The sequence below is a fragment of the Pseudomonas sp. RIT357 genome (genome assembly GCF_000632245.1).
Classification (GTDB): Bacteria; Pseudomonadota; Gammaproteobacteria; order Pseudomonadales; family Pseudomonadaceae; genus Aquipseudomonas; species Aquipseudomonas sivasensis.
The window spans coordinates 100966-127677 of sequence record NZ_JFYX01000004.1; the positions used below are offsets into that span (position 1 = coordinate 100966).

At 56.9% G+C, this 26712-nt stretch carries 22 protein-coding genes; 12 read left to right on the top strand and 10 right to left on the bottom strand.

Going from position 1 to position 26712, the window contains the following annotated elements; genetic code table 11:
- Positions 1-22 precede the first annotated feature (22 nt).
- Both trkA and BW43_RS21630 read left to right on the top strand, forming a co-directional pair.
- Positions 23-1396, top strand: coding sequence for a Trk system potassium transporter TrkA (gene trkA, locus BW43_RS21635; protein ID WP_032885140.1), 1374 nt, complete (start codon positions 23-25; stop codon positions 1394-1396).
- A gap of 18 nt (positions 1397-1414) precedes the next feature.
- On the top strand, positions 1415-1726 hold the full coding sequence (locus BW43_RS21630; protein ID WP_032885141.1) for a lipopolysaccharide assembly protein LapB: 312 nt from the start codon (positions 1415-1417) through the stop codon (positions 1724-1726).
- A gap of 77 nt (positions 1727-1803) precedes the next feature.
- Here BW43_RS21630 and BW43_RS21625 read toward each other — a convergent pair whose 3' ends face one another.
- Both BW43_RS21625 and BW43_RS21620 read right to left on the bottom strand, forming a co-directional pair.
- The gene (locus tag BW43_RS21625) at positions 1804-2691 is read right to left on the bottom strand and encodes a lysophospholipid acyltransferase (RefSeq protein ID WP_032885142.1); all 888 of its coding nucleotides are present in this window, start codon (positions 2689-2691) and stop codon (positions 1804-1806) included.
- A 40-nt stretch (positions 2692-2731) separates the two neighbouring features.
- Entirely contained in the window at positions 2732-3289 is a 558-nt protein-coding gene (locus tag BW43_RS21620) for a DNA-3-methyladenine glycosylase I (RefSeq protein WP_032885143.1), read from the bottom strand.
- Between the two features lie 81 nt (positions 3290-3370).
- Between BW43_RS21620 and glyQ the strand changes: the two genes are divergently transcribed.
- From glyQ to BW43_RS21600, 4 genes are all read left to right on the top strand, one after another.
- On the top strand, positions 3371-4324 hold the full coding sequence (gene glyQ / locus BW43_RS21615) for a glycine--tRNA ligase subunit alpha (RefSeq protein WP_003213601.1): 954 nt from the start codon (positions 3371-3373) through the stop codon (positions 4322-4324).
- Positions 4321-6375 (top strand): glycine--tRNA ligase subunit beta, encoded by a 2055-nt coding sequence (gene glyS, locus BW43_RS21610; RefSeq protein WP_032885144.1) that lies wholly within the window; start codon positions 4321-4323, stop codon positions 6373-6375. Before glyQ ends, glyS begins: the two co-directional genes overlap by 4 nt.
- 2 nt (positions 6376-6377) lie before the next feature.
- Positions 6378-6914: a D-glycero-beta-D-manno-heptose 1,7-bisphosphate 7-phosphatase gene (gmhB, locus tag BW43_RS21605; RefSeq protein WP_012721458.1), complete on the top strand. Its 537-nt coding sequence runs from the start codon at positions 6378-6380 to the stop codon at positions 6912-6914.
- Between the two features lie 82 nt (positions 6915-6996).
- Complete coding sequence (locus BW43_RS21600; RefSeq protein ID WP_032885145.1) at positions 6997-7767, top strand: 1-acyl-sn-glycerol-3-phosphate acyltransferase; 771 nt, start codon at positions 6997-6999, stop codon at positions 7765-7767.
- A 178-nt stretch (positions 7768-7945) separates the two neighbouring features.
- On the opposite strand, the gene BW43_RS21595 is transcribed toward BW43_RS21600, so the two are convergent.
- Positions 7946-10228 carry a CHASE2 domain-containing protein gene (locus BW43_RS21595; protein ID WP_032885146.1) on the bottom strand — a complete coding sequence of 761 codons (2283 nt, stop codon included), beginning with the start codon at positions 10226-10228 and terminating at the stop codon, positions 7946-7948.
- 379 nt (positions 10229-10607) lie between these two features.
- Between BW43_RS21595 and BW43_RS21590 the strand changes: the two genes are divergently transcribed.
- Positions 10608-11330 carry a response regulator transcription factor gene (locus BW43_RS21590; RefSeq protein WP_032885147.1) on the top strand — a complete coding sequence of 241 codons (723 nt, stop codon included), beginning with the start codon at positions 10608-10610 and terminating at the stop codon, positions 11328-11330.
- A gap of 103 nt (positions 11331-11433) precedes the next feature.
- Here the strand turns inward: BW43_RS21590 and gyrB are convergent, their stop codons facing one another.
- The 4 genes from gyrB to dnaA are packed head-to-tail and all read right to left on the bottom strand — an operon-like array spanning position 11434 to position 17642.
- The gene (gene gyrB / locus BW43_RS21585) at positions 11434-13851 is read right to left on the bottom strand and encodes a DNA topoisomerase (ATP-hydrolyzing) subunit B (protein WP_032885149.1); all 2418 of its coding nucleotides are present in this window, start codon (positions 13849-13851) and stop codon (positions 11434-11436) included.
- A 4-nt stretch (positions 13852-13855) separates the two neighbouring features.
- Entirely contained in the window at positions 13856-14959 is a 1104-nt protein-coding gene (gene recF / locus BW43_RS21580; RefSeq protein WP_012721452.1) for a DNA replication/repair protein RecF, read from the bottom strand.
- A 20-nt stretch (positions 14960-14979) separates the two neighbouring features.
- Positions 14980-16083 carry a DNA polymerase III subunit beta gene (dnaN, locus tag BW43_RS21575; RefSeq protein WP_005783345.1) on the bottom strand — a complete coding sequence of 368 codons (1104 nt, stop codon included), beginning with the start codon at positions 16081-16083 and terminating at the stop codon, positions 14980-14982.
- Positions 16084-16121: 38 nt separating this feature from the next.
- On the bottom strand, positions 16122-17642 hold the full coding sequence (gene dnaA / locus BW43_RS21570) for a chromosomal replication initiator protein DnaA (RefSeq protein WP_032885151.1): 1521 nt from the start codon (positions 17640-17642) through the stop codon (positions 16122-16124).
- Positions 17643-18228: 586 nt separating this feature from the next.
- Here dnaA and rpmH point away from each other — a divergent pair.
- The 5 genes from rpmH (at position 18229) to mnmE (ending at position 22157) form a co-directional block, all read left to right on the top strand.
- A complete protein-coding gene (gene rpmH, locus BW43_RS28160; RefSeq protein WP_003213577.1) occupies positions 18229-18363 on the top strand; it encodes a 50S ribosomal protein L34 in 135 nt (44 codons plus the stop codon).
- Between the two features lie 16 nt (positions 18364-18379).
- Positions 18380-18784: a ribonuclease P protein component gene (rnpA, locus tag BW43_RS0127265; protein WP_026013533.1), complete on the top strand. Its 405-nt coding sequence runs from the start codon at positions 18380-18382 to the stop codon at positions 18782-18784.
- Entirely contained in the window at positions 18777-19022 is a 246-nt protein-coding gene (gene yidD / locus BW43_RS28165; RefSeq protein WP_010207715.1) for a membrane protein insertion efficiency factor YidD, read from the top strand. The genes rnpA and yidD overlap by 8 nt, the downstream gene beginning before the upstream one ends.
- Before the next feature lie 2 nt (positions 19023-19024).
- Positions 19025-20707, top strand: coding sequence for a membrane protein insertase YidC (gene yidC, locus BW43_RS21565; RefSeq protein ID WP_032885153.1), 1683 nt, complete (start codon positions 19025-19027; stop codon positions 20705-20707).
- A gap of 79 nt (positions 20708-20786) precedes the next feature.
- Positions 20787-22157, top strand: a complete 1371-nt coding sequence (gene mnmE, locus BW43_RS21560; RefSeq protein WP_032885154.1) for a tRNA uridine-5-carboxymethylaminomethyl(34) synthesis GTPase MnmE — start codon at positions 20787-20789, stop codon at positions 22155-22157.
- Positions 22158-22176: 19 nt separating this feature from the next.
- Here mnmE and BW43_RS21555 read toward each other — a convergent pair whose 3' ends face one another.
- The 3 genes from BW43_RS21555 to BW43_RS21545 all read right to left on the bottom strand — a co-directional run bounded on the left by BW43_RS21555 (position 22177) and on the right by BW43_RS21545 (position 26154).
- Positions 22177-24615, bottom strand: coding sequence for a TonB-dependent siderophore receptor (locus BW43_RS21555; protein ID WP_032885155.1), 2439 nt, complete (start codon positions 24613-24615; stop codon positions 22177-22179).
- An 88-nt stretch (positions 24616-24703) separates the two neighbouring features.
- Positions 24704-25648 (bottom strand): FecR domain-containing protein, encoded by a 945-nt coding sequence (locus BW43_RS21550; protein ID WP_032885156.1) that lies wholly within the window; start codon positions 25646-25648, stop codon positions 24704-24706.
- Positions 25648-26154 carry a sigma-70 family RNA polymerase sigma factor gene (locus BW43_RS21545; protein WP_032885157.1) on the bottom strand — a complete coding sequence of 169 codons (507 nt, stop codon included), beginning with the start codon at positions 26152-26154 and terminating at the stop codon, positions 25648-25650. Before BW43_RS21545 ends, BW43_RS21550 begins: the two co-directional genes overlap by 1 nt.
- Between the last annotated feature and the right edge of the window lie 558 nt (positions 26155-26712).

Here is a 26712-nt window from a genome sequence, read left to right on the forward strand (position 1 = left end):
TGGTTATTGAGGGAGTGACCGGATGAAAATCATCATCCTTGGGGCAGGGCAGGTCGGCGGCACACTGGCCGAACATTTGGCCAGTGAAGCCAACGACATTACCGTGGTCGACACCGATAGCGAACGCCTGCGCGACTTGGGCGACCGCCTGGATATCCGCACCGTACAAGGTCGTGCATCGTTTCCTACGGTGCTGCGTCAGGCCGGGGCCGACGATGCCGACATGCTCGTGGCCGTGACCAACAGCGACGAGACCAATATGGTCGCCTGCCAAGTCGCCCATACCCTGTTCCACACCCCGACCAAGATCGCCCGGGTCCGCGAAGCCGCCTACCTGACCCGCGCCGGCCTGTTCGATAACGACGCCATTCCTGTAGATGTGCTCATCAGTCCTGAGCAAGTGGTGACCCACTACATCAAGCGCCTGATCGAAATCCCGGGCGCCTTGCAGGTGATCGACTTCGCCGGTGGCAAAGCCCAATTGGTCGCAGTGAAGGCCTATTACGGCGGTCCACTGGTCGGCCAACAACTGCGCCAACTGCGTGAACACATGCCCAATGTGGAAACCCGCGTAGCGGCGATTTTTCGGCGTGACCGGCCGATCCTGCCGCAGGGCGATACAGTGATCGAAGCCGACGACGAGGTGTTTTTCATCGCGGCCAAAGCGAATATTCGCGCCGTCATGAGCGAAATGCGCCGGCTCGACGAGAACTACAAGCGCATCGTTATCGCCGGCGGCGGCCAGATCGGCGAGCGGCTGGCCGAGGCCATCGAGAGTCGTTACCAAGTGAAGATCATCGAGATGAATCCGGCGCGCTGCCGGCATTTGTCCGACACCCTCGACAGCACCGTCGTCCTGCAAGGCAGCGCCTCGGACCGCGACCTGTTGATGGAAGAGAACATCGCCGACGCCGACATCTTCCTGGCCCTGACCAACGATGACGAAGCCAACATCATGTCGTCGCTGCTGGCCAAGCGGCTGGGGGCGAAGAAGGTGATGACGATCATCAACAACCCGGCCTATGTCGACCTGATCCAGGGCGGCGATATCGACATCGCCATCAGCCCGCAACTGGCGACCATCGGCACCTTGCTGGCCCACGTACGCCGTGGCGATATCGTCAGCGTGCACTCCCTGCGGCGCGGCGCGGCGGAAGCCATTGAGGCGATCGCCCATGGGGATTCGAAGTCGAGCAAAGTGATCGGCAAAGCCATCCGCGATATCGGCCTGCCGCCGGGCACAACCATTGGCGCGATCATTCGTGACGAAGAGGTGATCATTGCCCACGACGATACGATGATCGCCACGGGTGACCACGTGATCCTGTTCCTGGTGGATAAAAAACATATCCGCGATGTGGAGAAGTTGTTCCACGTGGGATTGAGCTTTTTCTGATCAACCGGAGTGACCGACATGCTCGAATCCCTGGAAAAAATGCTCGCCAAGGGTGTGGATAACTCGCTGCTGCGCTTTGGACTGGGCAAGGGTTATTTGGATCTGAAGGACAACGCCAAGGCGGCGGAGCATTTGCAGAAATGCGTCGAGTTCGATCCGAAGTATTCGGCGGCGTGGAAGTTGTTGGGCAAGGCACAGTTAGGCCAGGGTGATAACTCCGCAGCGCGACAGGCGTGGGAGAAGGGCGTTGAAGCGGCCCAGGCCCATGGCGACAAGCAGGCCGAGAAAGAGATGACGGTGTTCCTGAAGAAACTCGACCGCCAAAGCTAAGCAGATCGAAAATGTGGGAGGGGCAAGTCGAATCGTCGCACCGCCCCTCCCACATTTGGTTTTGTATTGTCTTTGGGTCAATACCACCGCTCTTCACCCGGCGGGCGTTTCTTGAAGCGCTTCATGCTCCACATGTACTGGCTCGGGTAGGCGCCGACATAACGCTCAACGACCTTGCTCATCGCGGCGCAAGACGTGGCTGTGTCTGTGCTGTACATGTCTTCCGGCGCAGCTTCCAGGATCACTTTGTAGCCCGAACCATCCGGCAGTCGCAGGGCATGCAGGAATACACCGACCGCCTTATGGCCCGCGAGCATATTCGGCACGAACTTGCTGGTGAGCGCCTGGGTTGCAAAGAATGGCACGAAGATCCCCGCCGATTCCGCCGGCTCCGGGTCAGCGGGAATACCCACTTGGCCACCTTTACGCACTTCCTTGATCACACTGAGGATGCCTTCCTTGGTGGAAGCCGCCACACGGTTGCCCAACTGCACGCGCTGCTTGCGCAGCAACTCATCCACTGCCTTGAGCTTGGGCGGGCGGTAAAAAATGATCGGTTTGCACTGGTTGCAGTAAAAGTGGTTCAACACTTCCCAGTTGCCCAGGTGGCTGGTGATGCCGACTACGCCTTTGCCCGAGGCCAGAGCTTCGTGCAGCACCTCCAGGCCTTCGACTTCACGCACTAGGTCGATGGAACGCTGGGCCGGCCAGATCCAGGCGCAGGCGCTTTCAGTCAGGGACTTGCCGATGTCCATCAGGCTTTGGCCGACCAGGCGCTCCCGGGCGGCGGGGTCCATGTCCGGAAAGCATTTTGAGAGGTTGATCCGCACCGTTTCGCGGGATCGATTGGGGGTTTTCCACATGATCCAGCCGATGGCCGAACCCACGGCTTGCACTGCGCGCCATGGCAGCAGGGCAAACAACCGAAGAGCGCCTACCAGCAAGGCGCCTTTAAACTTTTCCACAGGTCACTCCTGATCGTGTGTGGTGCGCAAAGCGCGCATTCTAACCGGCGTTGACCAAGTCCGCGTAACGGTCGCAGTCCTGAGTGTGGTCCATGACCATGCCAGAGGCCTGCATGAACGCGTAACAGATGGTCGGGCCAACAAAGGTGAAACCGGCTTTCTTGAGTGCTTTGCTCATGGCTTCAGCCTCCGGCGTAATCGCGGGCACTTCGCTGCGGTCCTTGAAATGGTTGACCTTGGGCACCCCGCCGACAAACGACCAGAGCAACCCCACCGGGTCCTCCAGCGCCAGCCAAGCCGCAGCGTTGCGCCGGGTGGCGTTGAGCTTGAGGCGGTTGCGCACGATACCTGGGTCGAGCATCAGCGCTTCGATCTCGTCATCGCCCAATTGCGCCAACCGCTGCGGATCAAAACCGAACAAGACCTTTCGATAATGCTCGCGTTTGCGTAAAACGGTGATCCAGGAAAGGCCCGCCTGGAACCCTTCGAGTAAAAGCAACTCGAACAAACCCTGCGCATCGCGTAGCGGCGTTCCCCACTCCTGATCGTGATATGCCATGTACAGCGGATCTTCAGAACACCAAAAGCAGCGTGGCATAAGGCTCCAGGGGATGGTGGCGCGGCCGAATCGGGTATACTCCCGCTCTTTAAATCGCAGCCCAAGTAACAGGTGAATTTCGTGAGCCAGCCTACGCCAGCCGTGCGTACCTTCCAAGACTTGATCCTCGCCCTCCAGCAATACTGGGCCGAGCAAGGTTGTGTGGTACTTCAGCCCTACGATATGGAAGTAGGCGCCGGCACTTTCCACACCGCTACCTTCCTGCGGGCCATTGGCCCGGAAACCTGGAACGCCGCTTATGTGCAGCCCAGTCGTCGCCCGACTGACGGCCGCTACGGCGAAAACCCGAACCGTCTGCAGCACTACTACCAGTTCCAGGTGGTATTGAAGCCGAACCCGGACAATTTCCAGGAACTGTACCTGGGCTCGCTCAAGCATGTTGGCCTGGATCCGCTGGTCCACGATATCCGCTTCGTCGAAGACAACTGGGAGTCGCCGACCCTGGGCGCCTGGGGCTTGGGCTGGGAAGTCTGGCTCAACGGCATGGAAGTAACGCAGTTCACTTACTTCCAGCAAGCCGGTGGCATCGAGTGCTACCCGGTGACCGGCGAAATCACCTACGGCCTTGAGCGCTTGGCCATGTACCTGCAAGGCGTGGACTCGGTCTACGACTTGGTGTGGGCTGACGGCCCGTTCGGCAAAGTGACCTACGGCGATGTGTTCCACCAGAACGAAGTGGAGCAATCCACCTACAACTTCGAACACGCCAACGTCGAGAAGCTGTTCGAACTGTTCGACTTCTACGAAAGCGAAGCCAAGCGTCTGATCGAACTCGATCAGCCGCTGCCGCTGCCAAGCTATGAAATGGTGTTGAAGGCGTCCCATACCTTCAACCTGCTGGACGCCCGCCGTGCCATCTCGGTAACCGCGCGCCAGCAATACATCCTGCGTGTACGCACCCTGGCGCGTTCCGTCGCCCAAGCCTACCTGCTGGCTCGCGCCAAGCTGGGCTTCCCGATGGCAACCCCGGACCTGCGTGATGAAGTGTTGGCTAAGCTGGAGGCTGCACAATGAGTGCTCAAGATTTCCTGGTTGAACTGGGCACCGAAGAGCTGCCACCGAAGGCACTCAACACCCTGGCCGATGCGTTCCTGGCCGGGATCGAAAAAGGCCTGCAAAGCGCTGGCCTGAAGTTTGAAGCCAAGAAAGTCTACGCCGCGCCACGTCGCCTGGCCGTGTTGCTGACCGCGCTGGAAACCCAGCAACCGGACCGCAGCATTAACCTCGACGGCCCGCCGCGCCAGGCGGCTTTCGACGCTGAAGGCAATCCGACCCAGGCTGCCCTTGGTTTTGCCAAGAAGTGTGGCGTGGAACTGAGTGAGATCGACCAGAGTGGTCCGAAACTGCGTTTCAGCCAGGTCATCACCGGTAAGCCGACTGCCAGCCTGCTGCCGACCATCGTTGAAGACTCCCTGAACGACCTGCCGATCCCCAAGCGCATGCGCTGGGGTGCACGCAAAGAAGAATTCGTCCGCCCAACCCAATGGCTGGTGATGCTGCTCGGTGACCAGGTCATCGACTGCACCATCCTCGCCCAACGGGCCGGCCGAGATTCCCGCGGTCACCGCTTCCACCATCCAGAAGCCGTACGCATCACCTCGCCGGCGAACTATGCCGCCGATCTGCGTGCAGCCTATGTGCTGGCCGACGCCAACGAGCGTCGCGAGCTGATCAGCAAGCGCACCGAAGAACTGGCCCGCCTGCAGGAAGGCACCGCCATCGTGCCGCCAAGCCTGCTCGACGAAGTGACCGCGCTGGTTGAATGGCCTGTGCCGCTGGTGTGCTCGTTCGAAGAGCGCTTCCTCGATGTGCCGCAAGAAGCACTGATCACCACCATGCAGGACAACCAGAAGTACTTCTGCCTGCTGGACGTGGACGGTAAGTTGCTGCCGCGCTTTATCACCGTAGCCAACATTGAAAGCAAAGACCCGCAGCAGATCATCGCCGGTAACGAGAAAGTCGTTCGCCCGCGACTGACTGACGCTGAGTTCTTCTTCAAGCAAGACAAGAAGCAGAAGCTCGAAGACTTCAACCTGCGCCTGCAAAACGTGGTGTTCCAGGAAAAACTCGGTAGCGTCTACGACAAGGCTGTGCGTGTTTCCAAACTCGCTGCCTACATCGCACCACGCATCGGCGGCGATGCGGCCTCGGCCGCCCGCGCTGGTTTGCTGTCCAAGTGCGACCTGGCGACCGAGATGGTCGGCGAATTCCCAGAGATGCAAGGTGTTGCCGGCTACTACTACGCCCTCAACGATGGCGAGGCCGAAGACGTCGCCCTGGCGCTGAACGAGCAGTACATGCCACGCGGTGCTGGTGCAGAACTGCCAACTACCTTGACCGGTGCGGCCGTGGCCATCGCCGACAAGCTGGATACCCTAGTGGGCATCTTCGGTATCGGCATGCTGCCTACCGGTAGCAAAGACCCGTACGCCCTGCGCCGTGCGGCATTGGGCGTGCTGCGTATCCTGATCGACAAGAAGCTCGACCTGGACCTGACACAGGCCATCGTGTTCGCGGTGGGTCAGTTCGGTACCAAGGTCAAGCAAGCGGGTCTGGCCGAGCAAGTGCTGGAGTTCGTGTTCGACCGCCTGCGTGCGCGTTACGAAGACGAAGGCGTGGACGTTTCCGTCTACCTGTCGGTTCGCGCCCTGCAGCCGGGTTCGGCGCTGGACTTCGATCAGCGCGTACAAGCCGTACAGGCCTTCCGTAAGTTGCCGGAAGCCGATGCCCTGGCCGCTGTGAACAAGCGTGTGTCGAACCTGCTGAGCAAGGCCGAAGGCCTGGGCAATGGCGACGTCGACCCTGGCCTGTTTGCCGATGCCAAAGAGTTCTCGCTGAATTCGGCCATCGCCAAGGCAGAAAACGCCGTCAAGCCGCTGATCGCCGAGCGTAACTACGCCGAAGCGCTGGCGCGCCTGGCCACCCTGCGTGAACCGGTGGATGCGTTCTTCGAAGCCGTGATGATCAATGCCGAAGATGCCGGCGTGCGGAAAAACCGTTACGCCATGCTGGCGCGTCTGCGCGGCTTGTTCGTCAACATCGCTGACATTTCGACACTGAGTTGACCATGTTGAAACTGCTGATTCTCGATCGGGACGGGGTGATCAACTACGACTCCGACGCTTACATCAAGTCGGTGGCGGAATGGATTCCACTCCCCGGTTCGATCGAGGCCATCGCGCAGTTGAGCAAAGCCGGCTGGACGGTGGCCATCGCCACCAACCAGTCCGGCATTGCCCGTGGCTATTACGACATCGCTACCCTGGACGCCATGCACGCGCGCTTGCGCACGCTGGTGGCGGAGCAGGGCGGTGAGGTGGGGCTGGTGGTTTACTGCCCTCACGGGCCGGATGAGGGCTGCGATTGCCGCAAACCCAAACCTGGCATGTTGAAAACCATTGCAGAACATTACAAGGTGCCCTTGGCTGGGATATGGTTCGTCGGGGACAGCCTCGGTGACCTAGAGGCGGCCAAAGCCGTCGACTCTCAGCCAGTTTTGGTAAAGACCGGGAAAGGCGAAAAGACCCAGGCGAAAAACCTGCCGGTAGGCACCTTGATTTTTGACGATCTGGCGGCGGTTGCCGCAGAACTTATCAACAACTAGCCGCCCTCGACTTCCTGACCAAGGACTGTTCGGGAGTGCGCTTTTAACAGGCGGGCCCTGTCCCGCAACGGTAAATGCCGCCATGTCGATTTTGCAGGCCATCAGAACCTTTTTCTTTTACCTGCTGCTGGGCACCAGTTCGTTTCTCTGGTGCACCCTGAGCTTTTTTATTGCGCCGTTCCTGCCGTTCAAGGCGCGCTATCGCTTTATCAACGTCTATTGGTGCCGCTGCGCGTTGTGGCTGACCAAGGTGTTCCTGAACATTCGTTTCGAGGTCAAGGGCGCGGAAAACGTACCGGACCAGCCGTGCGTGATTTTGTCGAATCACCAGAGCACCTGGGAGACCTTCTTTCTCTCGGCTTACTTCTCGCCATTGAGCCAAGTGCTCAAGCGTGAGCTGCTGTACGTGCCGTTCTTCGGCTGGGCCATGGCCATGTTGCGCCCGATTGCTATCGACCGTGACAACCCCAAGGCAGCGCTCAAGCATGTCGCCAAGAAGGGCGATGAGCTGCTCAAAGACGGCGTGTGGGTGCTGATCTTTCCGGAAGGAACACGAGTCCCCTTTGGGACCGTAGGCAAGTTCTCCCGTGGCGGTACAGCATTGGCGGTCAACGCCAACCTGCCAGTGTTGCCGATTGCACATAACGCCGGCAGGTTCTGGCCGAAGACCGGTTGGGCAAAACGCGAGGGCACCATCACGGTGGTGATTGGCGAGCCAATGTACGCAGAAGGCGAAGGCCCACGCGCTATTGCAGCGCTGAATGAGCGCGCCCAGGCGTGGAATGAGGCACAGCAGCGGGCCATGGGTTCTCTACCGCCGGAGCCAGTTGTTGTGGATACGCCGATGATATGAGGATCTGTGGATAACCTGTGTACGGTTTGTTGGCGAATCAGCTTTTTTGAGTCATAAGAAGCTGATTTACTTACATATTTCCAGAGCCGATAAAATCTCGAAAAACGTGCATAAGTTTTTTCCGCATAAAAAACCGGTCCTTGTGACCGGTTTTTTATGCACAGCAGAAAAGGACGTTTTAACAGTCTTCCAGCAAGGGCAATTGCAGTCTGAATGTGGTGCCTTTGCCTAGGGTGCTTTCACATTCGATACGTCCTCCATGGCGCTCCACGACTGCCTTGACCATGGTGAGCCCTAGCCCCAACCCTTCGCTGCCTTGGGCTGAATCAAAGCGTTTGTACTGACTGAACAGCTCCGGTAAATCCTTGGAGGCTATCCCGGGGCCCTGGTCGCTGATAAGGCATTCCAACCAACCTTGTTCGCTGCTGTGTCTCAACCGGACGGTGGTGCCGGATGGCGAGTACTTGATCGCGTTCTCCAGCACATTGAATAACGCGCGAGTGAGTAGGGACTGATCGGCTGACACCATCCCTTCATCCGCCTCTTCAAGATCGTGGACCAGGTGAATACCTTTGAGCTGGGCGATCAGTGCTACCTGGTCAAAAGCATCCATTACCAGCATGGCAAACAGCGTCGGTTGGAAGTGGTAACCATCGGCCTCCGCTTTCGCCAACTGGACGAAGGATTCAGTCAGGCTCAAGGCTCGGCGTACTTGCTGCTCAATCTGAGAAAATACTGGCGACTCGGCGTTGTGCACGTCGAGCAGCGCGAGGATCGCCGAGTGCGGTGCACGCAGGTCATGGGAAAGGAAACGCAGCATGGTTTCCCGGTGCTGCTGGGCCTCGCGCTCTTTGCTCAGGTCTGTGAGGCTTAGCAACCAACCCAGCGCCACATCCCCTTCGGCAGGTAGTAAAGGAGCAAGCTCCATGCGCAGGCTGCGTTGGTGAATATCACGGAACTCAACAAGCTCCAACGCCGAAAGGGCAGGGCGCACGCCGTTGTGCAGGGGTGGATAACCCAGATCAACCAATTGGTCCAATAGGTTTTGGTTGACCAGATCGCTGCCGAACACGTCGCGGGCAATGCGATTGGCCAGCAGGATATTGCCTTGTGTGTCTGTGATCAGCGTCGCCACCGGCAGGCACTCCAGACCATCGGCCATAAAGCGTCGTGTGTCCCTTGTACGGCTTACCGCTTGCTCTAGGGCAAAGATGCGCCCCTGCAACACATCACCTTTGCTGGCAGGCGCACGTCGGCGCTCAGGCAGAACTTTGGGTTCGTCATCCAATCGGGCCAACTCCCAGCCAAAGTACGCCAGGATTACGCTGAGACGTCGCCAGTTCCAGATCAGGTAGCTGAGCAGCAATCCGATCAGGCAGGCCGCAGGCGACCACCAGTAGCCGATACGCAATAGGGCAAATGAGCCGAGCAAAGCCGTGAACATACAACCAAGGGTCATCCACAGTGCAAAGCGTGGGCGGTAGAGCAGCAGCCCCAGTAGTGCCGCCACCAGGGATGTTGCCATCAGGGCTGCCACCCAGTCGGGCAAGTCCACAATGCTGCGACCTTGCAGCAATCCATTGAGAACGTTGGCCTGAATCTCCACGCCCGCCGTGGTTCCCACCATGGGTGAGAGCGGCGTGACATAGCGATCACCCATTCCCGATGCTGGCGCTCCTACCAGAATCAGACGATTGCGCAGCCGCTCGGGGGAGACTTCGCCACGTAATACGCTGACATAAGACACGCTTGGAAAATGGCTGTCGGGGGCGATATACGGGATGCGAACTGCATACTCTCGATGCCAATCCTGGGAATTCGAATCCACAGGCTCACCTGGCATCTCTGAAGGCTGGCCGCTCATCGTGAACGCCAACCACGCCAACTGAGGTGCCGTCGCATTGGGTGGGCCCTCACGTAAATAAAGGCTGCGCACCACGCCATCGCTGTCAGCCTCCACGTTGATATGCCCAACCCCCTTGGCACATTTGAGCAGCGGCCGCATTTGTACTCTGGGTGGGCTATAACTGGCAGAGTCGTCACGCCCCAAGGGCAACAGTACGTTGCCGGCGTTGCACACCGCATCTGCCAAACGTTTTTCTTGGAGGGGATCGGCGGGATCGCTGAAGATTACATCCAACAGAATGCTGGCGGGTTGTGCAGCGCTCAGACGATCGACCAGGTCGGCGTGCAAACTAGGGGGCCAAGGCCACTGGCCGAGCTTCTTCAGGCTGGCGTCATCGATAGTAACCAGCAGGATACGAGGATCCACCGGCAGCGGTGTTAGACGGCGAAGGCTGTCATACAGCGGGTTGTTCAAAGCCAGGCCAGTACTCATTGAGAGGTAGGCTGTGATCGGCAACAACAGCAAACCGATCCACAACCACTCACGAACCAGACCGTGGAACAGCCGTTGGGCATGGGTGGGTTGACGTTTTTCGGCCTTGCCCCAGAGCATCATTGATCAGCGTGTCCCTGTTGTTGGCATGCGGTAGAAGGTGGCATAGCGCCCAGTGAAGCTCATTTTCGACGCGGTGGAAAAGTTTTACTGCTTGCGACTCGTAAAGGTGGGAATTCCAAAGGGCATCCACTATCAGGGCACAGGAGTTTACGACAGCGCACGCGTCGGCTGATCCTTTTCCTTAAGGCTTGGAGCCGGTATCTTTCCCACGTAGGTACCGAGGACTTTAACTGGGTTAATCACTTATTGATCCCAGCGTACCGAGAGATCCAAGGGGCCGACGAATCTGCGCACAATTCTTCAGATTCGACGGCCGGCATCTGTGCAGTACGTGCCTTCACTACGGCTGCAGTACTCTTCGAGAAGAAAGGACCCACCCATGCGTGTCGCAATACTGGATGACGAACCCGCTGAATTGAGACGGGTGGAACAGACACTGCGACAAATCCCCAGCACCGCCGAACAGCCCTGGACCCTTCATTGCTTCGAGCGTGGCGAAGACCTGCTGCGCCAATTGCGTCGCGAAACCTTTGACCTGCTGATACTCGACTGGCAACTGCCCGATATCACTGGCATCGCATTGCTGCGCTGGACCCGTGAACACATGGAGTCCCCACCCGCCGTGATCATGCTCACTAGCCGCGATGCTGAAAGCGATATCGTCACCGCGTTGAACAGTGGCGCCGATGATTACGTCAGCAAACCCTTTCGCCCCAATGAACTGAAGGCTCGGGTGACCGCCGTTCTACGTCGCCATGGCCTGCAGAAGCCGGCGACCCAGGAAGTACAGAGCTTCAATGATCTGACCTTTGACGACGCCGAATTGACCGTCACTCGTGCGGGAAAACCGATCAACCTCACCGAGCGGGAATACCGCTTGGCGAGCTGCTTGTTCGCCAACCTGGCCCGGCCACTGTCCCGCGAGTACCTCTATGAGCGGTTCTGGACCCATGAAGAAATGGTGTCATCGAGACCCTTGGATACGCATATCTATCGGTTGCGTAACAAGCTGGGGCTTACTGCTGACAGGGGTTGGCAGCTGTTGACGATCTATGGGTATGGGTACCGTTTGGAGAGTGTGGCGACAGCTTCCCATGGGTGAAAACGGTGATGTTCCACGTGGAGCATTTTAGAAAAACTGATTTTCACGTAATAAAAAAGGCCAACGCATAGCGTTGGCCTTTTTTCTGCGGGTCTCGCCTGGATCAGAAATCCAGGTTAGACACTGCCAGAGCATTACTCTCGATGAAGTCACGGCGAGGCTCGACCGCATCACCCATCAGGGTGTTGAAGATCTGGTCTGCCCCAATGGCGTCTTCGATGGTCACGCGCAGCATGCGACGCTGAGCAGGGTCCATGGTGGTTTCCCACAATTGATCAGGGTTCATCTCACCCAGACCTTTGTATCGCTGGATGGTGTGGCGCTTGGTGCTTTCTGCCATCAGCCAGTCCAGGGCCTCTTTGAACTCCTTGACTGCTTTCTTACGCTCGCCACGCTGAATGTAGGCGCCGTCGTCCAGCAGGGTGCTTAGTTGCGCGCCCAAGGTGACCACAGTTTTGTAGTCATTGCTGCCGAAGAAGTCGCGGTTGAAGGTGACGTAGTTCGACAGACCATGGGAGATCAGTTCGACCTCTGGCAGCCATACATTACGTTCACGGTCTTCACGCAGACTGGCTTTGTACACCAGGCCAGATTTCTCCACAGTGCGCAGACGTACTTCGTACTGGGCCAGCCACTCCTGCATCGCTGCATGATCGCCCAACTGCTCCAGGCTCACGGCCGGCAGATAGATGAAGTGTTCGGTCAGTTCCTGTGGGTATAGGCGCGACAGCCGCTTGAGGGTCTTCATCACCATGCGGAAATCGTTAACCAGACGCTCCAACGCCTCACCGGAAATACCCGGTGCTTCGTCGTTCAAGTGCAGGCTCGCATCTTCCAGGGCCGACTGCGTCATGTACTCTTCCATGGCGTCGTCGTCTTTGATGTATTGCTCTTGCTTACCCTTTTTCACTTTGTACAAAGGTGGCTGGGCGATGTAGATGTAGCCACGCTCGATCAGCTCCGGCAACTGACGGAAGAAGAAAGTCAGCAGCAGAGTACGGATGTGAGAGCCGTCGACGTCAGCATCGGTCATGATGATGATGTTGTGATAGCGCAGCTTATCGATGTTGTACTCGTCGCGACCGATACCGCAGCCCAACGCCGTGATCAAGGTGCCAACTTCCTGGGAAGAAATCATCTTGTCGAAGCGAGCTTTCTCTACGTTAAGGATCTTACCCTTCAACGGCAGGATGGCCTGGGTGCGACGGTTACGACCCTGCTTGGCGGAACCGCCAGCAGAGTCACCTTCCACCAGGTACAGTTCGGAGAGGGCAGGGTCTTTTTCCTGGCAGTCAGCCAGTTTGCCCGGCAAGCCGGCGATATCCAACGCGCCTTTACGACGGGTCATCTCGCGAGCCTTACGCGCGGCTTCCCGGGCACGCGCAGCATCGATCATCTTACCGACGACCAGCTTGGCTTCGTTCGGATTCTCCAGCAGGAAGTCCGAGAAGTATTTACCCATTTCCTGTTCAACGGCTGTCTTCACTTCGGAAGACACCAGCTTGTCTTTAGTCTGGGAACTAAACTTAGGATCCGGCACTTTCACCGAGATAATCGCGGTCAAACCTTCACGCGCATCGTCACCGGTGGTGGCAACTTTATGCTTCTTCGCCAGGCCTTCGGCTTCGATGTAGGTGTTCAGGTTACGCGTCAGCGCGGAACGGAAACCCACCAAGTGAGTGCCGCCATCGCGCTGGGGAATGTTGTTGGTGAAGCACAACAGGTTCTCGTTGAAGCTGTCGTTCCACTGCAGGGCGATTTCCACGCCGATGCCGTCATCGCGCTGAATGTTGAAGTGAAACACCTGGTTGACCGCAGTCTTGTTGGTGTTCAGGTATTCAACGAATGCACGCAGACCACCTTCGTACTTGAACAGCTCTTCCTTGCCGCTGCGCTCGTCCTTAAGGACGATACCCACACCGGAGTTGAGGAAGGAGAGTTCGCGAATACGCTTGGCCAGAATGTCCCAGCTGAAGTGGATATTCTTGAATGTTTCATCGGACGGCTTGAAATGAATCTGAGTACCGGTGGTTTCACTGTCGCCAACGATTTTCATCGGCTCCTGTGGAACACCGTGGACGTAGGTCTGTTCCCAGATCTTTCCGCTACGGCGAACGGTCAGGATCAGCTCTTCGGACAGAGCATTCACTACCGACACACCCACACCGTGCAAACCGCCGGATACTTTATAGGAGTTATCGTCGAACTTACCGCCGGCGTGGAGCACGGTCATGATGACCTCTGCTGCCGAAACACCTTCTTCTTTGTGCACATCTACCGGAATGCCACGACCGTTGTCACGCACGGTGATGGATTCGTCCGGGTGGATGATGATGCTGATGTCGTCGCAGTGACCGGCCAAAGCTTCGTCGATGGAGTTGTCGACCACCTCGAACACCATGTGGTGCAGACCGCTACCGTCATCAGTGTCGCCAATGTACATACCGGGACGTTTGCGTACGGCATCCAAACCTTTCAGCACTTTAATGCTGGTCGAGTCGTACGTGTTTTCTTCGCTCATGCCTTCACTCCCGATGGTCGTGGGTCTGGGTGATACGGCCTTGTTCCACGTGGAACAAAGCGACTGGCGTTTCCGTCTGCCAGCCTTCCCTCAATAATTCGTGGTCTACACAGGTGATAAAAACCTGGCAGCGTAATTCTTCCAACAAGCGGCATAACGCACGGCGATGTTGCTCGTCGAGTTCAGACGGCAAGTCATCCACCAGATAAATACACTGACCACGTCGGGCTTGGCTAACCAGATGACCCTGGGCGATACGCAGTGCACACACCACCAACTTCTGCTGGCCACGGGACAAGATGTCCGCAGCATTGTGTGCGCCTAATCTAAGACGCAAATCAGCCCGTTGGGGTCCGGCCTGGGTATGGCCAATTTGCTGATCCCGTTGCAGGGAAGTCGCGAGCACTGCACTCAGCTCACGCTCTTTATCCCAACCACGGTAGTAACTCAGCGTCAGCCCCTCGAGATCCAACAACTCACTCAAGGTCTGCTCAAAGACTGGTTTCAAGGCTTTGATATAGGCGCGGCGGTATTCATCTATTTCATCGCTGGCCAGGCACAATTCCCGGTCCCAGGCCGCTTGCGAAGCGGCGTCAAGTGTACCATGCCGCAGCCATGAGTTCCGCTGCCGCAGGGCCTTCTGCAGGCGCTGCCATGTGGCCATGAATCGTGGTTCCACGTGGAACACTCCCCAATCGAGGAACTGCCTGCGGATTTTCGGCGCACCTTCCAGTAATCGGAAGCTGTCAGGGTTGATCAGTTGCAACGGCAGGATCTCTGCCAGTTGCGCAGCACTGCGAGCGTTTTGCCCGTCGATGCGAATCTGGAACTCACCGCCGCGATCACGCGAAATCCCCAGGCTGCTGTGGCCCCCTTCTGCCAGTTCGACTTGGCCGAAGACCGTGCAGGCCAGTTGTTCGTACTGAATCACCGGCAACAAGCGGGCACTGCGAAAGGAACGGGCAAGCCCTAGTAGGTGGATGGCTTCCAGCACGCTGGTTTTGCCACTACCGTTGGCGCCGTGGAGGATGTTGATGCGGGGGGAGGGGGAGAAGGTCACCGGATGCAAATTGCGCACCGCGGTGACCGAGACGCGACTAAGGGACATCTAGCTTCTGCTGAGCATGATTACAGGCGCATCGGCATAACAACATAAGCCGAGTCGTCGTTGTCGGATTCCTGCACCAGAGCGCTGCTGTTGGAGTCAGACAGGATCAGGCGAACCTGTTCAGTGGTCATCACACCCAACACGTCCAACAAGTAGCTCACGTTGAAGCCGATTTCCAGGGAACCACCGTTGTAGTCAACGCCGACTTCTTCTTCCGCTTCTTCCTGCTCCGGGTTATTGGCCTGAATTTTTAACTGACCGTTGGCCAATTGCAGACGAATACCACGGTACTTTTCGTTGGACAGAATCGCGGTACGGCTGAACGCTTCACGCAGGGCCTGACGGTCACCGATTACCAACTTGTCCCCACCTTTAGGCAGCACACGCTCGTAATCCGGGAATTTGCCGTCGACCAGCTTGGACGTGAACGTGAATTCGCCGGTGGTCGCGCGGATATGGTGCTGACCCAGTACGATGCTGACATTGCCATCCGGCTCGGTGAGCAGGCGTGCCAGTTCGAGAATACCCTTACGCGGAACAATCACCTGGTGACGATCAGGTTGACCGATATCGGCCCGCATTGAGCACATTGCCAGACGGTGACCGTCGGTGGCCACGGCGCGGATGATGCCTTCCGACACTTCCAGCAGCATTCCGTTGAGGTAGTAACGCACGTCCTGCTGGGCCATGGCGAAGCTGGTGCGTTCGATAAGACGGCGCAGTTTACTTTGCTCAAGGCTGCAGGTCAGTGAGCCTGGGCCTTCTTCCACAGTCGGGAAATCATTGGCCGGCAAAGTGGACAGCGTGAAACGACTGCGACCCGCCTTGACCACCAACTTCTGCTCATCAACCTTAATGTCGATCAGCGCGTCGTTCGGCAGGCTCTTGCAGATGTCCATCAGCTTACGCGCTGGCACAGTAATCTCGCCAGGCTCTGCAGGCTCTTCCAGCTGCACGCGGCCAACCAATTCGACTTCCAGGTCGGTACCAGTCAGGGACAACTGCTGGCCCTCGACAACCAGCAATACGTTGGAGAGCACCGGCAAGGTCTGTCGGCGCTCGACGACGCCTGCGACCAGTTGCAGGGGTTTCAACAGGGCTTCGCGTTGAATGGTGAAATGCATGGTCTAGTCCCTTGCCTTAATAAGCTGCGCTGGTGTCATCAAGTGGTCAGTGTACGCAGCAGGTTCTTGTAGTCCTCGCGAATATCCGCGTCGGATTCCTTAAGTTCGTTGATCTTGCGGCATGCGTGCAAGACTGTGGTGTGGTCGCGACCACCAAACACATCGCCGATTTCCGGCAGGCTATGGTTGGTCAACTCCTTGGAGAGGGCCATGGCCACTTGTCGCGGACGAGCCACCGAGCGAGAACGGCGCTTGGACAGCAGGTCGGAAATCTTGATCTTGTAGTACTCGGCCACGGTGCGCTGGATGTTATCCACACTCACCAGTTTGTCCTGCAGTGCCAGCAAGTCTTTCAAGGATTCGCGAATCAGCTCGATGGTGATGTCGCGCCCCATGAAATGCGAGTGTGCGATGACTCGCTTGAGCGCGCCTTCGAGTTCACGCACGTTGGAACGAATGCGCTGTGCGATAAAGAAAGCAGCGTCGTGTGGCAGATCGACTTTTGCCTGATCGGCTTTTTTCATCAGGATCGCAACGCGGGTTTCCAGCTCCGGCGGCTCTACCGCAACGGTGAGGCCCCAGCCAAAGCGCGACTTCAAGCGTTCTTCCAGGCCTTCGATTTCCTTCGGATAACGGTCACTGGTCAAGATGACCTGTTGGCCGCCTTCGAGCAGGGCGTTGAAGGTATGGAAAAACTCTTCCTGTGAACGTTCCTTACGAGCAAAGAACTGAATGTCATCGATCAGCAAGGCGTCAACGGAACGGTAGAACCGCTTGAACTCGTTGATGGCATTGAGCTGCAAGGCCTTAACCATGTCCGCTACGAAGCGCTCCGAGTGCAGGTAAACGACCTTGGCATTCGGGTTCTTCTTTAATAGGTGGTTACCCACAGCGTGCATCAAGTGAGTTTTACCCAAGCCCACGCCACCATAAAGGAAGAGCGGGTTGTAACCATGCTTGGGGTTATCCGCCACTTGCCAGGCCGCGGCGCGAGCCAGCTGGTTAGATTTACCTTCGACGAAATTCTCGAAGGTAAAGGTGCGGTTCAAGTAGCTGGTGTGCTTGAGCGCGCCTTCGACCTGTACGGTGCGCTGTTCGGCGCGAATCGGTGCCTGCTGCGAGCTGGCACCAGCCATGGGGTCAAAGCTGTCGCGAGACGGCTCTTCATTAATAGGTGCGTTTTTCTGTGACGCCGATTTGGAAGGCGTCTGGGCAACGGGAGCAGGCGAGTTATTAACAGGTGCCGCTGCGGCCTGAGCTTGAGAAGCGCTCGCCGCCAATGGCGCATTCGGCGCAGCGCGAGGCGCCGAGCTGCGTTTGCTGCCTATTAATAAGGAGAGCACAGGCGCAAGGCCATTGCCGTGTTCGTCGAGCAATTCGAGAACGCGGCTCAGGTACTTCTCGTTGACCCAGTCGAGAACAAAACGATTAGGTGCGTAGACACGCAACTCGTCGCCTTCGGCTTCGACCTGTAGCGGACGGATCCAGGTGTTGAATTGCTGGGCAGGCAGCTCATCGCGCAAAAGCTCCACGCACTGCTGCCAAAGTTCCACTGACACGGATATCCCCTAAGTTGAAAGCCGGTGAGGCAAAAACAGCCGCCATTGTAGCGGCGAGCCGCCCACTTATCCACATGTAGGTTGCCCACAGGGCACCCAAAATCAATGTCTTATCCCGGAAAAAGCCGACCAGTGGTCTGTGCATAAGGTCTGTGGATAAGCGGCCCTGAGCTCGTTGTACAAGTGGGGGTGAAAGTCTGTGGGTAACTGGGCTGTGGATAACATGCCATTCCACACACAGCTTATCCGACAGCGCAGCACAGGCAGAGCACCGCTTCTCCCCCATGTTGTCATCCTCTGTACATCAAGTTGAATATGGCCTCAAGGCAGTTATCCACAGAGGATGGCCTGCCTAGCTTTTATAAGCTTTATAGAAAAGCTTTAAATAACTTCCTTCTTTATTTTTATATCTATGACATTGCTCATGGAAGCCAGGCGGATAGAAAAGGGGGTTTTACCCGATAGAGATCTAATTGAAGGAAAAGCTGGTTGGAAATTGACCTAGAGGCTTGCTTTCTCTAGAATCGCCGGTCTCTTAAAACGGGGGCCATTCCGGCCCGTTGTGGACGAACCAGGTAACAACGCCATGAAACGTACTTTCCAACCAAGCACCATCAAACGCGCCCGTACTCACGGCTTCCGTGCTCGCATGGCTACCAAGAACGGCCGTGCTGTCCTGTCGCGTCGCCGCGCCAAAGGTCGTGCGCGTCTGGCAGTTTGATAATCCGGTACTGGTGGTGAGTCAGGACTTCAGTCGGGAAAAGCGTCTGCTAACACCCCGGCACTTCAAGGCAGTCTTTGACTCCCCCACCGGCAAGGTTCCGGGGAAAAATCTCCTGCTCCTTGCGCGTAACAACGATCTTGATCACCCCCGTCTCGGGTTGGTGATTGGCAAGAAGAGCGTAAAGCTCTCCGTTGAGCGCAATCGCCTCAAGCGTCTGATGCGCGAATCGTTTCGCCTCCACCAGGACACTCTGGTTGGTTGGGATATTGTTATCGTCGCGCGCAAAGGCTTGGGGGATGTAGAAAACCCCGAATTGATTCAGCATTTCGGCAAGCTCTGGAAACGTCTGGCGCGTACCAACAAACCAGCACCAGCAGTCAGCACCGAAACTGTAGGGGTAGACAGTACCAATGCGTAAACTGGCACTCGTTCCGATCCAGTTTTATCGCTATGCCATTAGTCCTCTGATGGCCAGTCACTGTCGTTTCTACCCCAGTTGTTCCTGCTACGCGTTAGAAGCCATAGAAAATCATGGTCTTCTGCGCGGTGGCTGGCTGACCTTTCGTCGTTTAGGTCGCTGTCATCCGTGGAATCCCGGTGGTTATGACCCGGTTCCACCTATCCCTACCTCCCGTTCTTCTTCGATGGCCGAGTAATCATGGATATTAAACGCACGATCCTGATCGTCGCCCTGGCAATCGTGTCCTACGTCATGGTTCTTAAGTGGAACCAGGATTATGGCCAAGCTGCCCTGCCGACTCAGAATGTTGCTACCAATCAGGCTGCGCCGGCTATTCCGGACACCCCGCTGGGTACCAATGCGTCCGCGAGTGCAGATGTTCCCAGCGCGAATGGCGAGACAAGCGCCCCTTTAGAAACGCCAGTGGTCACCAATAAAGACCTCATCCTCGTGAAAACGGATGTGCTCGACTTGGCTATCGACCCACAAGGTGGTGATATCGCGCAGTTGAAACTGCCGCTGTATCCACGTCGCCAAGACCATCCGGATGTACCGTTCCAACTGTTCGATAACGGTGGTGAACGTACTTATCTGGCGCAAAGCGGTCTGACCGGCACTAATGGTCCGGATGCCCGCGCTACCGGTCGTCCGGTTTATTCGACCGAAAAGAAGGTTTATCAACTGGCGGATGGCCAAAACCAGTTGAACGTCGACCTGAAATTCAGCCTCGACGGCGTCAACTACATCAAGCGTTTCAGCTTCACTCGCGGTTTGTACGACCTGAAGGTCACTTACCTGATCGACAACACCAGCGAAAAACCTTGGAGCGGCAATTTGTTTGCCCAACTCAAGCGTGATGGCAGCTCCGATCCTTCTTCCAGCACCGCTACTGGTACCGCTACCTACTTGGGCGCAGCCCTGTGGACAAGTAACGAGCCGTACAAAAAAGTGTCGATGAAAGATATCGACAAAGGCGCGCTGAAAGAAACCGTCCAAGGCGGCTGGGTTGCCTGGTTGCAACACTATTTCGTGACCGCCTGGATCCCGAACAAGGGTGAAGCCAACCTGGTTCAAACCCGTAAAGACAGCCAAGGTAACTACATCATTGGCTTTACTGGCCCGGCGTTGACCGTCGCTCCAGGTGCCAAGGCTGAAACCAGCGCTACCCTGTACGCCGGCCCGAAAAGCCAGGCCGTGCTGAAAGAGTTGTCCCCAGGTCTGGAACTGACTGTGGATTACGGCATTCTGTGGTTCATTGCCCAGCCTATCTTCTGGCTGCTGCAACATATCCACAGCATTGTGGGTAACTGGGGCTTCTCGATCATATTCCTGACCATGCTGATCAAGGGGATCTTCTTCCCACTGTCGGCTGCCAGCTACAAGTCGATGGCTCGCATGCGTGCCGTAGCTCCGAAACTGGCCGCGTTGAAAGAGCAGCATGGTGATGATCGGCAGAAAATGTCGCAGGCCATGATGGAGCTGTACAAGAAAGAGAAGATCAACCCGTTGGGTGGATGCTTGCCTATTCTGGTGCAGATGCCGGTGTTCCTATCGCTGTACTGGGTACTCCTGGAAAGCGTGGAAATGCGCCAGGCACCGTTCATGCTGTGGATAACTGATCTGTCGATCAAGGACCCATTCTTTATCCTGCCGATCATCATGGGCGCGACCATGTTCATCCAGCAGCGTCTGAACCCAACACCGCCGGATCCGATGCAGGCTAAAGTGATGAAAATGATGCCAATCATCTTCACCTTCTTCTTCCTGTGGTTCCCAGCTGGTCTGGTTCTGTACTGGGTGGTCAACAACGTGTTGTCGATCTCTCAACAGTGGTACATCACACGTAAAATCGAAGCGGCTACCAAAAAAGCCGAGGCGTAATTTACTCTGTGGATAACCACTCAAGACGCCCCCTAGTGGGGCGTTTTGCTTTCCGTCACTTTTGTTCTGGAACCTGCTGATGAGCGCTCCTCGTGAAACCATCGCTGCTGTCGCAACCGCTCAAGGTCGCGGCGGTGTGGGTATCGTTCGAATTTCCGGGCCCCTCGCCGGCATGGCAGCCAAGGCCATCAGCGGCCGGGAATTGAAACCGCGGTATGCCCATTACGGCCCGTTTCTGGATGCAGACCACAGCGTATTGGATGAGGGTCTGGCCCTCTATTTCCCTGGACCTAACTCTTTCACCGGTGAGGATGTCCTGGAACTGCAAGGCCACGGTGGTCCTGTAGTCCTGGATATGCTGCTGCAGCGTTGCCTGCAATTAGGCTGCCGTCTCGCCCGGCCGGGTGAGTTCAGTGAACGCGCGTTTTTGAATGACAAGCTCGATCTGGCCCAGGCCGAAGCTATCGCGGACCTGATCGAAGCGAGTTCCGCACAGGCCGCACGCAATGCGTTGCGTTCGCTGCAGGGGGCATTTTCCCTGCGTGTGCATAACTTGACCGAGCAATTGATCAGCCTGCGCATCTACGTAGAGGCGGCGATTGATTTTCCTGAGGAAGAGATCGACTTCCTCGCCGATGGCCACGTATTGGCAATGTTGGATAAAGTCCGCGAGGAGTTATCCACAGTGCTGCGTGAAGCGGGGCAAGGCGCCTTGCTGCGCGATGGCATGACGGTGGTCATTGCCGGTCGCCCCAACGCGGGTAAGTCCAGCCTTCTAAATGCCTTGGCCGGACGTGAGGCTGCCATCGTCACCGAGATTGCCGGCACCACCCGGGACATCCTGCGCGAACATATCCACATCGACGGCATGCCGCTGCACGTGGTTGACACCGCAGGCTTGCGCGATACCGATGACCAGGTGGAAAAGATCGGCGTAGAGCGCGCCCTCAAAGCCATCAGTGAAGCAGACCGCGTATTACTGGTGGTTGATGCCACTGCGCCTGAGGCTGCGGATCCTTTTGCCCTTTGGCCGGAGTTTCTTGAACAACGACCTGACCCGGCTAACGTCACCTTGATCCGCAACAAGGCTGACCTGACAGGCGAAGCCATCGCCCTTGAAATGGGTGAGGATGGCCACGTCACGATCAGCCTGAGCGCCAAGTCGGCGGGTAATGGCCTGGAATTGCTGCGCGACCATCTCAAGGCCTGCATGGGTTACGAGCAGACCTCAGAAAGCAGCTTCAGTGCGCGTCGCAGGCACCTGGAGGCACTGCGTCATGCCAGTGCGGCCCTTGAGCACGGACGCGCGCAGCTGACCTTGGCGGGGGCAGGGGAGCTGCTGGCCGAGGATCTACGTCAGGCACAGCAGCTGCTGGGGGAAATCACCGGCGCCTTCAGCTCCGATGATTTGTTGGGACGGATCTTTTCCAGCTTCTGCATCGGTAAATAGCAACGTTATCCACAATGGTTTACCAGTTGTAGGACACCGTACCGAGCAAGGTACGGCTGTCACCCCAGTAACAACGCCCTGCATCGTTGCAACCGGATACATATTCCTTGTCGAACAGGTTCTTGGCATTCACATCAACCGACCAGTTTTTGTCGAACTGATAGCCAACGGATGCATCCACCAAGGTGACGCTTCCCGCGTCCAATTTTCCGTACAGCGTGGGCGCGGTGTAGGAAAAGGTACTGTCGAAATAACGCACGCCCGCCCCCAGGGACAACCCCTTGAGCTGACTGTCGAGGAATCGGTATTTGCCCCATACAGACGCCTGATTCCGCGGCACCCCGGTCAGTTGGTGCCCTTCGACCAGAGAAGTAGCGGAGTCCTTAGTGATTCGAGCGTCAGTGTAGGTGTAGGCCGCCGTTAAATTCAGGTTAGGCGTGACGTTGCTGTTGACCTCGACTTCAACGCCCTTGGACCGACTTTCGCCTACTTGGCGGTAGCTGTTAGTGGTGGCGTCGAGGTAGGTATCGTCTTCCTTGCGCAAGTCATACACCGACACAGTCATTGCCGTATCCCAGCCGATCGGTTCGTACTTCACGCCTACTTCGTATTGGCTGCTGGTAATCGGCTTCAAGGGTGAACCGGCGTTGGAAATCTGCTGCACCGGCACGAATGCAGTGGAATAGCTCACATACGGCGTCAGGCCGTTGTCGAACTGGTACATCACCCCGCCCTGATAGGTGAACTTGCGATCTTCAGAGCCGGTATCGCTGGCCTTGTTGACCTTGTCGCGGAAATCACTCTCGACCCAGTCCTGACGGCCACCCAACAGGAATAACCAGCGGTCATACTTGCTCTGCAGCTGTGCATAAACCCCTTTCATCTGCTGTTCGAGCAACGTGTTCTGTACTGCCAGAGGCGTGGTCGGGTCGCGCAAGTAAACAGGGTTATACACATCGATGGTGCCGGCGAACCCGGCATTCCAATCTTGATTGAAAGAAGTGCGGTCGTAGCTGGCGCCGAACAGCAGGGTATTTTCCAGCCCGCCGACCTGAAATTTGCCTTCCAGCTGGTTATCCAAGGAATAAACCATCGACTTGTTGTCGCGATCGTAGGCGTTCATGTTCAGCCGGGTCCCGAAACCGCCGTTGTTCAATTGGCCCGGCCAGGTTTCGTGACGGTTGATACGCGACTGCATGTAGCGCGAGTTCTGGCGGAACTGCCAGTCGTCATTGAAGCTATGAGCGAGCTCATACCCCGTGCTCCAGGCTTCACGTTCGAAGGTGTTCCAGTCTGGATTCCCGAGCATGGTGTGCTTGGACAACTTACCGTTGGGATTCGTCAGTAACGTGCCGGCAGCTGGTAGGCCGAGTTCCAGGTTGGTGTGATCCTTCTGGTAGCTGGCGAGCAGGGTGAGGGTGTTGTAGTCGTCGAAATTCAGGGTCAGGGAGGGAGCAACGTAGAGGCGATCATCCGGCACATGATCAGTCTGGGTATCAGACTTACGCCCCAGCATCACCACGCGTCCAAGGATGTCGCCGCTGTCGTTGAGCGGACCGGAGATATCTACACCCACCTGACGGCGGTTATTCGAACCATAGCCCAGTTGTACCTCGCCTTGCGGCGTGGCGGTTGGATGTTTACTGACCAGGTTTACCAAGCCACCGGGGGCATTTTCACCGTAGAGCAGCGACGAAGGCCCACGGAATATTTCGACCCGCTCCAGGCCATAAGGCTCGCTGGTGGTGTCGTACCGGTTGCCCTGAACACGTAGTCCATCACGCAGCAGGCCGTAGCCATAGTCTGTGGCGTTGAAACCGCGAATGAAGAACAGGTCACCGGCCAGACTATCGCCGGCAGCGAAGGGCGGGGCGAAAATACCCGGCACGTAGCCCAGTACTTCAGTAAGGGACTGGGACTTCTGGTCCTTGATGCGCTGACCGGTGACGACCGATACCGACCGCGGTGTTTCCGACAGTGGCGTGCTGGTTTTGGTCCCAATCCGGCTGTTTTGAGCTTTGTAGCCCACATCCCCGGCGATCTCCTGATTGAAACCGTCCAGTTGAACCGTGCTTACAGTCGTGGGCGCAAGGGTCAGTTCGCCTGTGGGCGCCGTTTGCAATATGTAGCTACCAGGCGCCTGAGCCACAGCCTCTAACGCCGAGTTTTGCAACAGCAGCGCAAAGCCCTGCTCCACCGAATAGTCCCCCTCAAGCCCAGGGGTATTCAAATGAGCGGTCTGCTGGGGCGAAAAGGACAGGATCACATTGGCCCTGGCCGCAAATTGGCTCAAGGCGCTGTCGAGCGGACCTGCGCCAATAGCGAAGTGCTGCACCACGCTGGCTGCAAGGGCGCCTGTTGATAACAACCCGCAGGCAGCGGCGGTAGAGGTAAGCAGCAAACCGTAGGTCAGGCCGTGGCAGGAGAGTCGCTGGCGAAGCTTAGGAGGAAGGCGCATAGGTGGATAAACCCTGAAGGTAGCGTCGTGATTACCTGTAGGGCCGCGTCAGGTAAAAAAAAGATAACCCTGTGGATTATTTTTTTGCTCAGCCGATTCGCTTCACCGAAACCCAGTAACGGGTGAAGTAATTGACCTGGATCGGCAGCGTCGCTTGCAGGTTGGCCAGCACCGCATCGGTGGAATCCAATCGGAATGTGCCGGAAACCCGCAGGCGCGCCGAAGCTGGATCGCATTGCAGGACCCCAGGTCGATAACGACCGAGCTCGTCGATCACATCGCCGAGCCGGGCATCGAGCACGATCAGTTGTCCGTCGACCCAAGCAGCTTCAGCCCCGCTGTAAGGTTGGCTTACCCCTACGCTTTGCCGATTGAATTGCGCACTCTCGCCTGCAATAAGCAGTCGGCTGAGGTCTGGTCGATCAGTGGGTGAAATGCTGACGCGGTCTTCCAGCACTCCGACCCGTGTGAAATCCGGCAGTTGGCGCACAGTAAAGTGTGTCCCCAAAGCCTGGATGCGACCCTGCTGAGTCTCAACATAGAAGGGCATCTGCGCGCCCGACTTGCCAGTGTGGATAAGAACTTCGCCTTCGCGCAGGCGTATCAAGCGCTGGCGTCCGTCGAACAGCACATCAATGGCGGTTTGGGTATTCAGGTCAATCCGGGTGCCGTCGGCCAGTTCGATGCGCCGGCGCTTGCCCAAAGGTGTACGGAAATCGGCCCAAACATTGCCCAGGGACTTATGTTGCTGAACATTCCACCCCAAGTAACCGGTGCTGCCGAGTACCAGCATCCACTTGAGCACCTGGCGACGTTGCTGTGTGGCCGACAAAGCGCGGCGAGTGAAATCCTGGGGCAAGGCACCCAGGCTGCGTTGCAATTGCTCCATCTGATTCCACGCCGCCTGATGGGACGGGTCGATGTTGAGCCATTGCTGCCAGGCATGGCGCTCGGCCGCTGTGGGCGTCTGGGATTGAAACTGCACGTACCAGCCGGCGGCAGCCTCGAAGGTCTTGCGATCAGGCGCTGCCATTACAAGGAGGCCATGATCATTGAACATTCGGTCAACGCGCGAACCATGTGCTTCTTCACGGTCGTCAGTGACACCTGCAGTTGATCGGCGATCTGTTGATAAGTCAGGCCGTCAATCTGCGACAGCATGAAGATCCGCCGCGAGCGTTCGCCCAAGCTGGCGAGAGCTTTATCCACAGCCACCAGGGTTTCGATGATGATCGCCTTATCTTCTTCACTGATGGCAGTGGCATCAGGACGCTCGGCCAGGCTTTGCTTATAAGCCTGTTCAATGGCGTGACGCCTGTAGCGGTCAATTACCAGCCCCCTGGCGATGGTCGCCAGATAATCACGTGGCTCAAGGATCTGCGCCGCATGGCGCCCACCAAGAATGCGCACGAACGTATCGTGTGCGACATCGGCCGCATCGCAGGCGTTATGCAACTTACCTCTGAGCCACCCGTGCAACCAAGAATGGTGCTGTTCGTAAATATGCTGGACGGCAACCGTGTGTGAAGGAGTAGGCATAGGGTGCGAGAGGGCAAGTTAATGATAATCGCTATTATTAACTGCACTGCAGATTTCTCACAATAGATCTCTTTTTACGCTGTTCACTTCCGAGTCGAAGGATTTCGGTGGCTTCACCGTGACCTCGGTATAGCGTGTTTGCTCGATTTCTGTGGATTAAGCCCTGTGAATAACCGCCCCTGTACCCAGTTGATAACAGGGCTTGAAACCTGAGTAAAAACCCCTCTGTGGATAAGTGACTGTTTAATCCACAGGCTTAGCGTACTTATCCAAGGGCCTCATTGGCACATGACCACAGACTTTTGAATCTCTGTACATACCGTAAATAAAGGCCTGCAGATATCTATCCACAGAAATGATGCTCAGTAGAAATAAACATAAAAACAAAGATTTAATAAATTTCTCTCTTTTAATTTCTATTGTCTGTGATTCATCCACAGCTGGTTAAATTTTGTGCAAAGGGTTCTTTAGGAAGGGCTAAGTCCCTATACTTGCCGCCAAAGCTCTAAAACCAGTTCAATCAATCAATTCCTAATTACCTACTTAAGCAGGCACGAG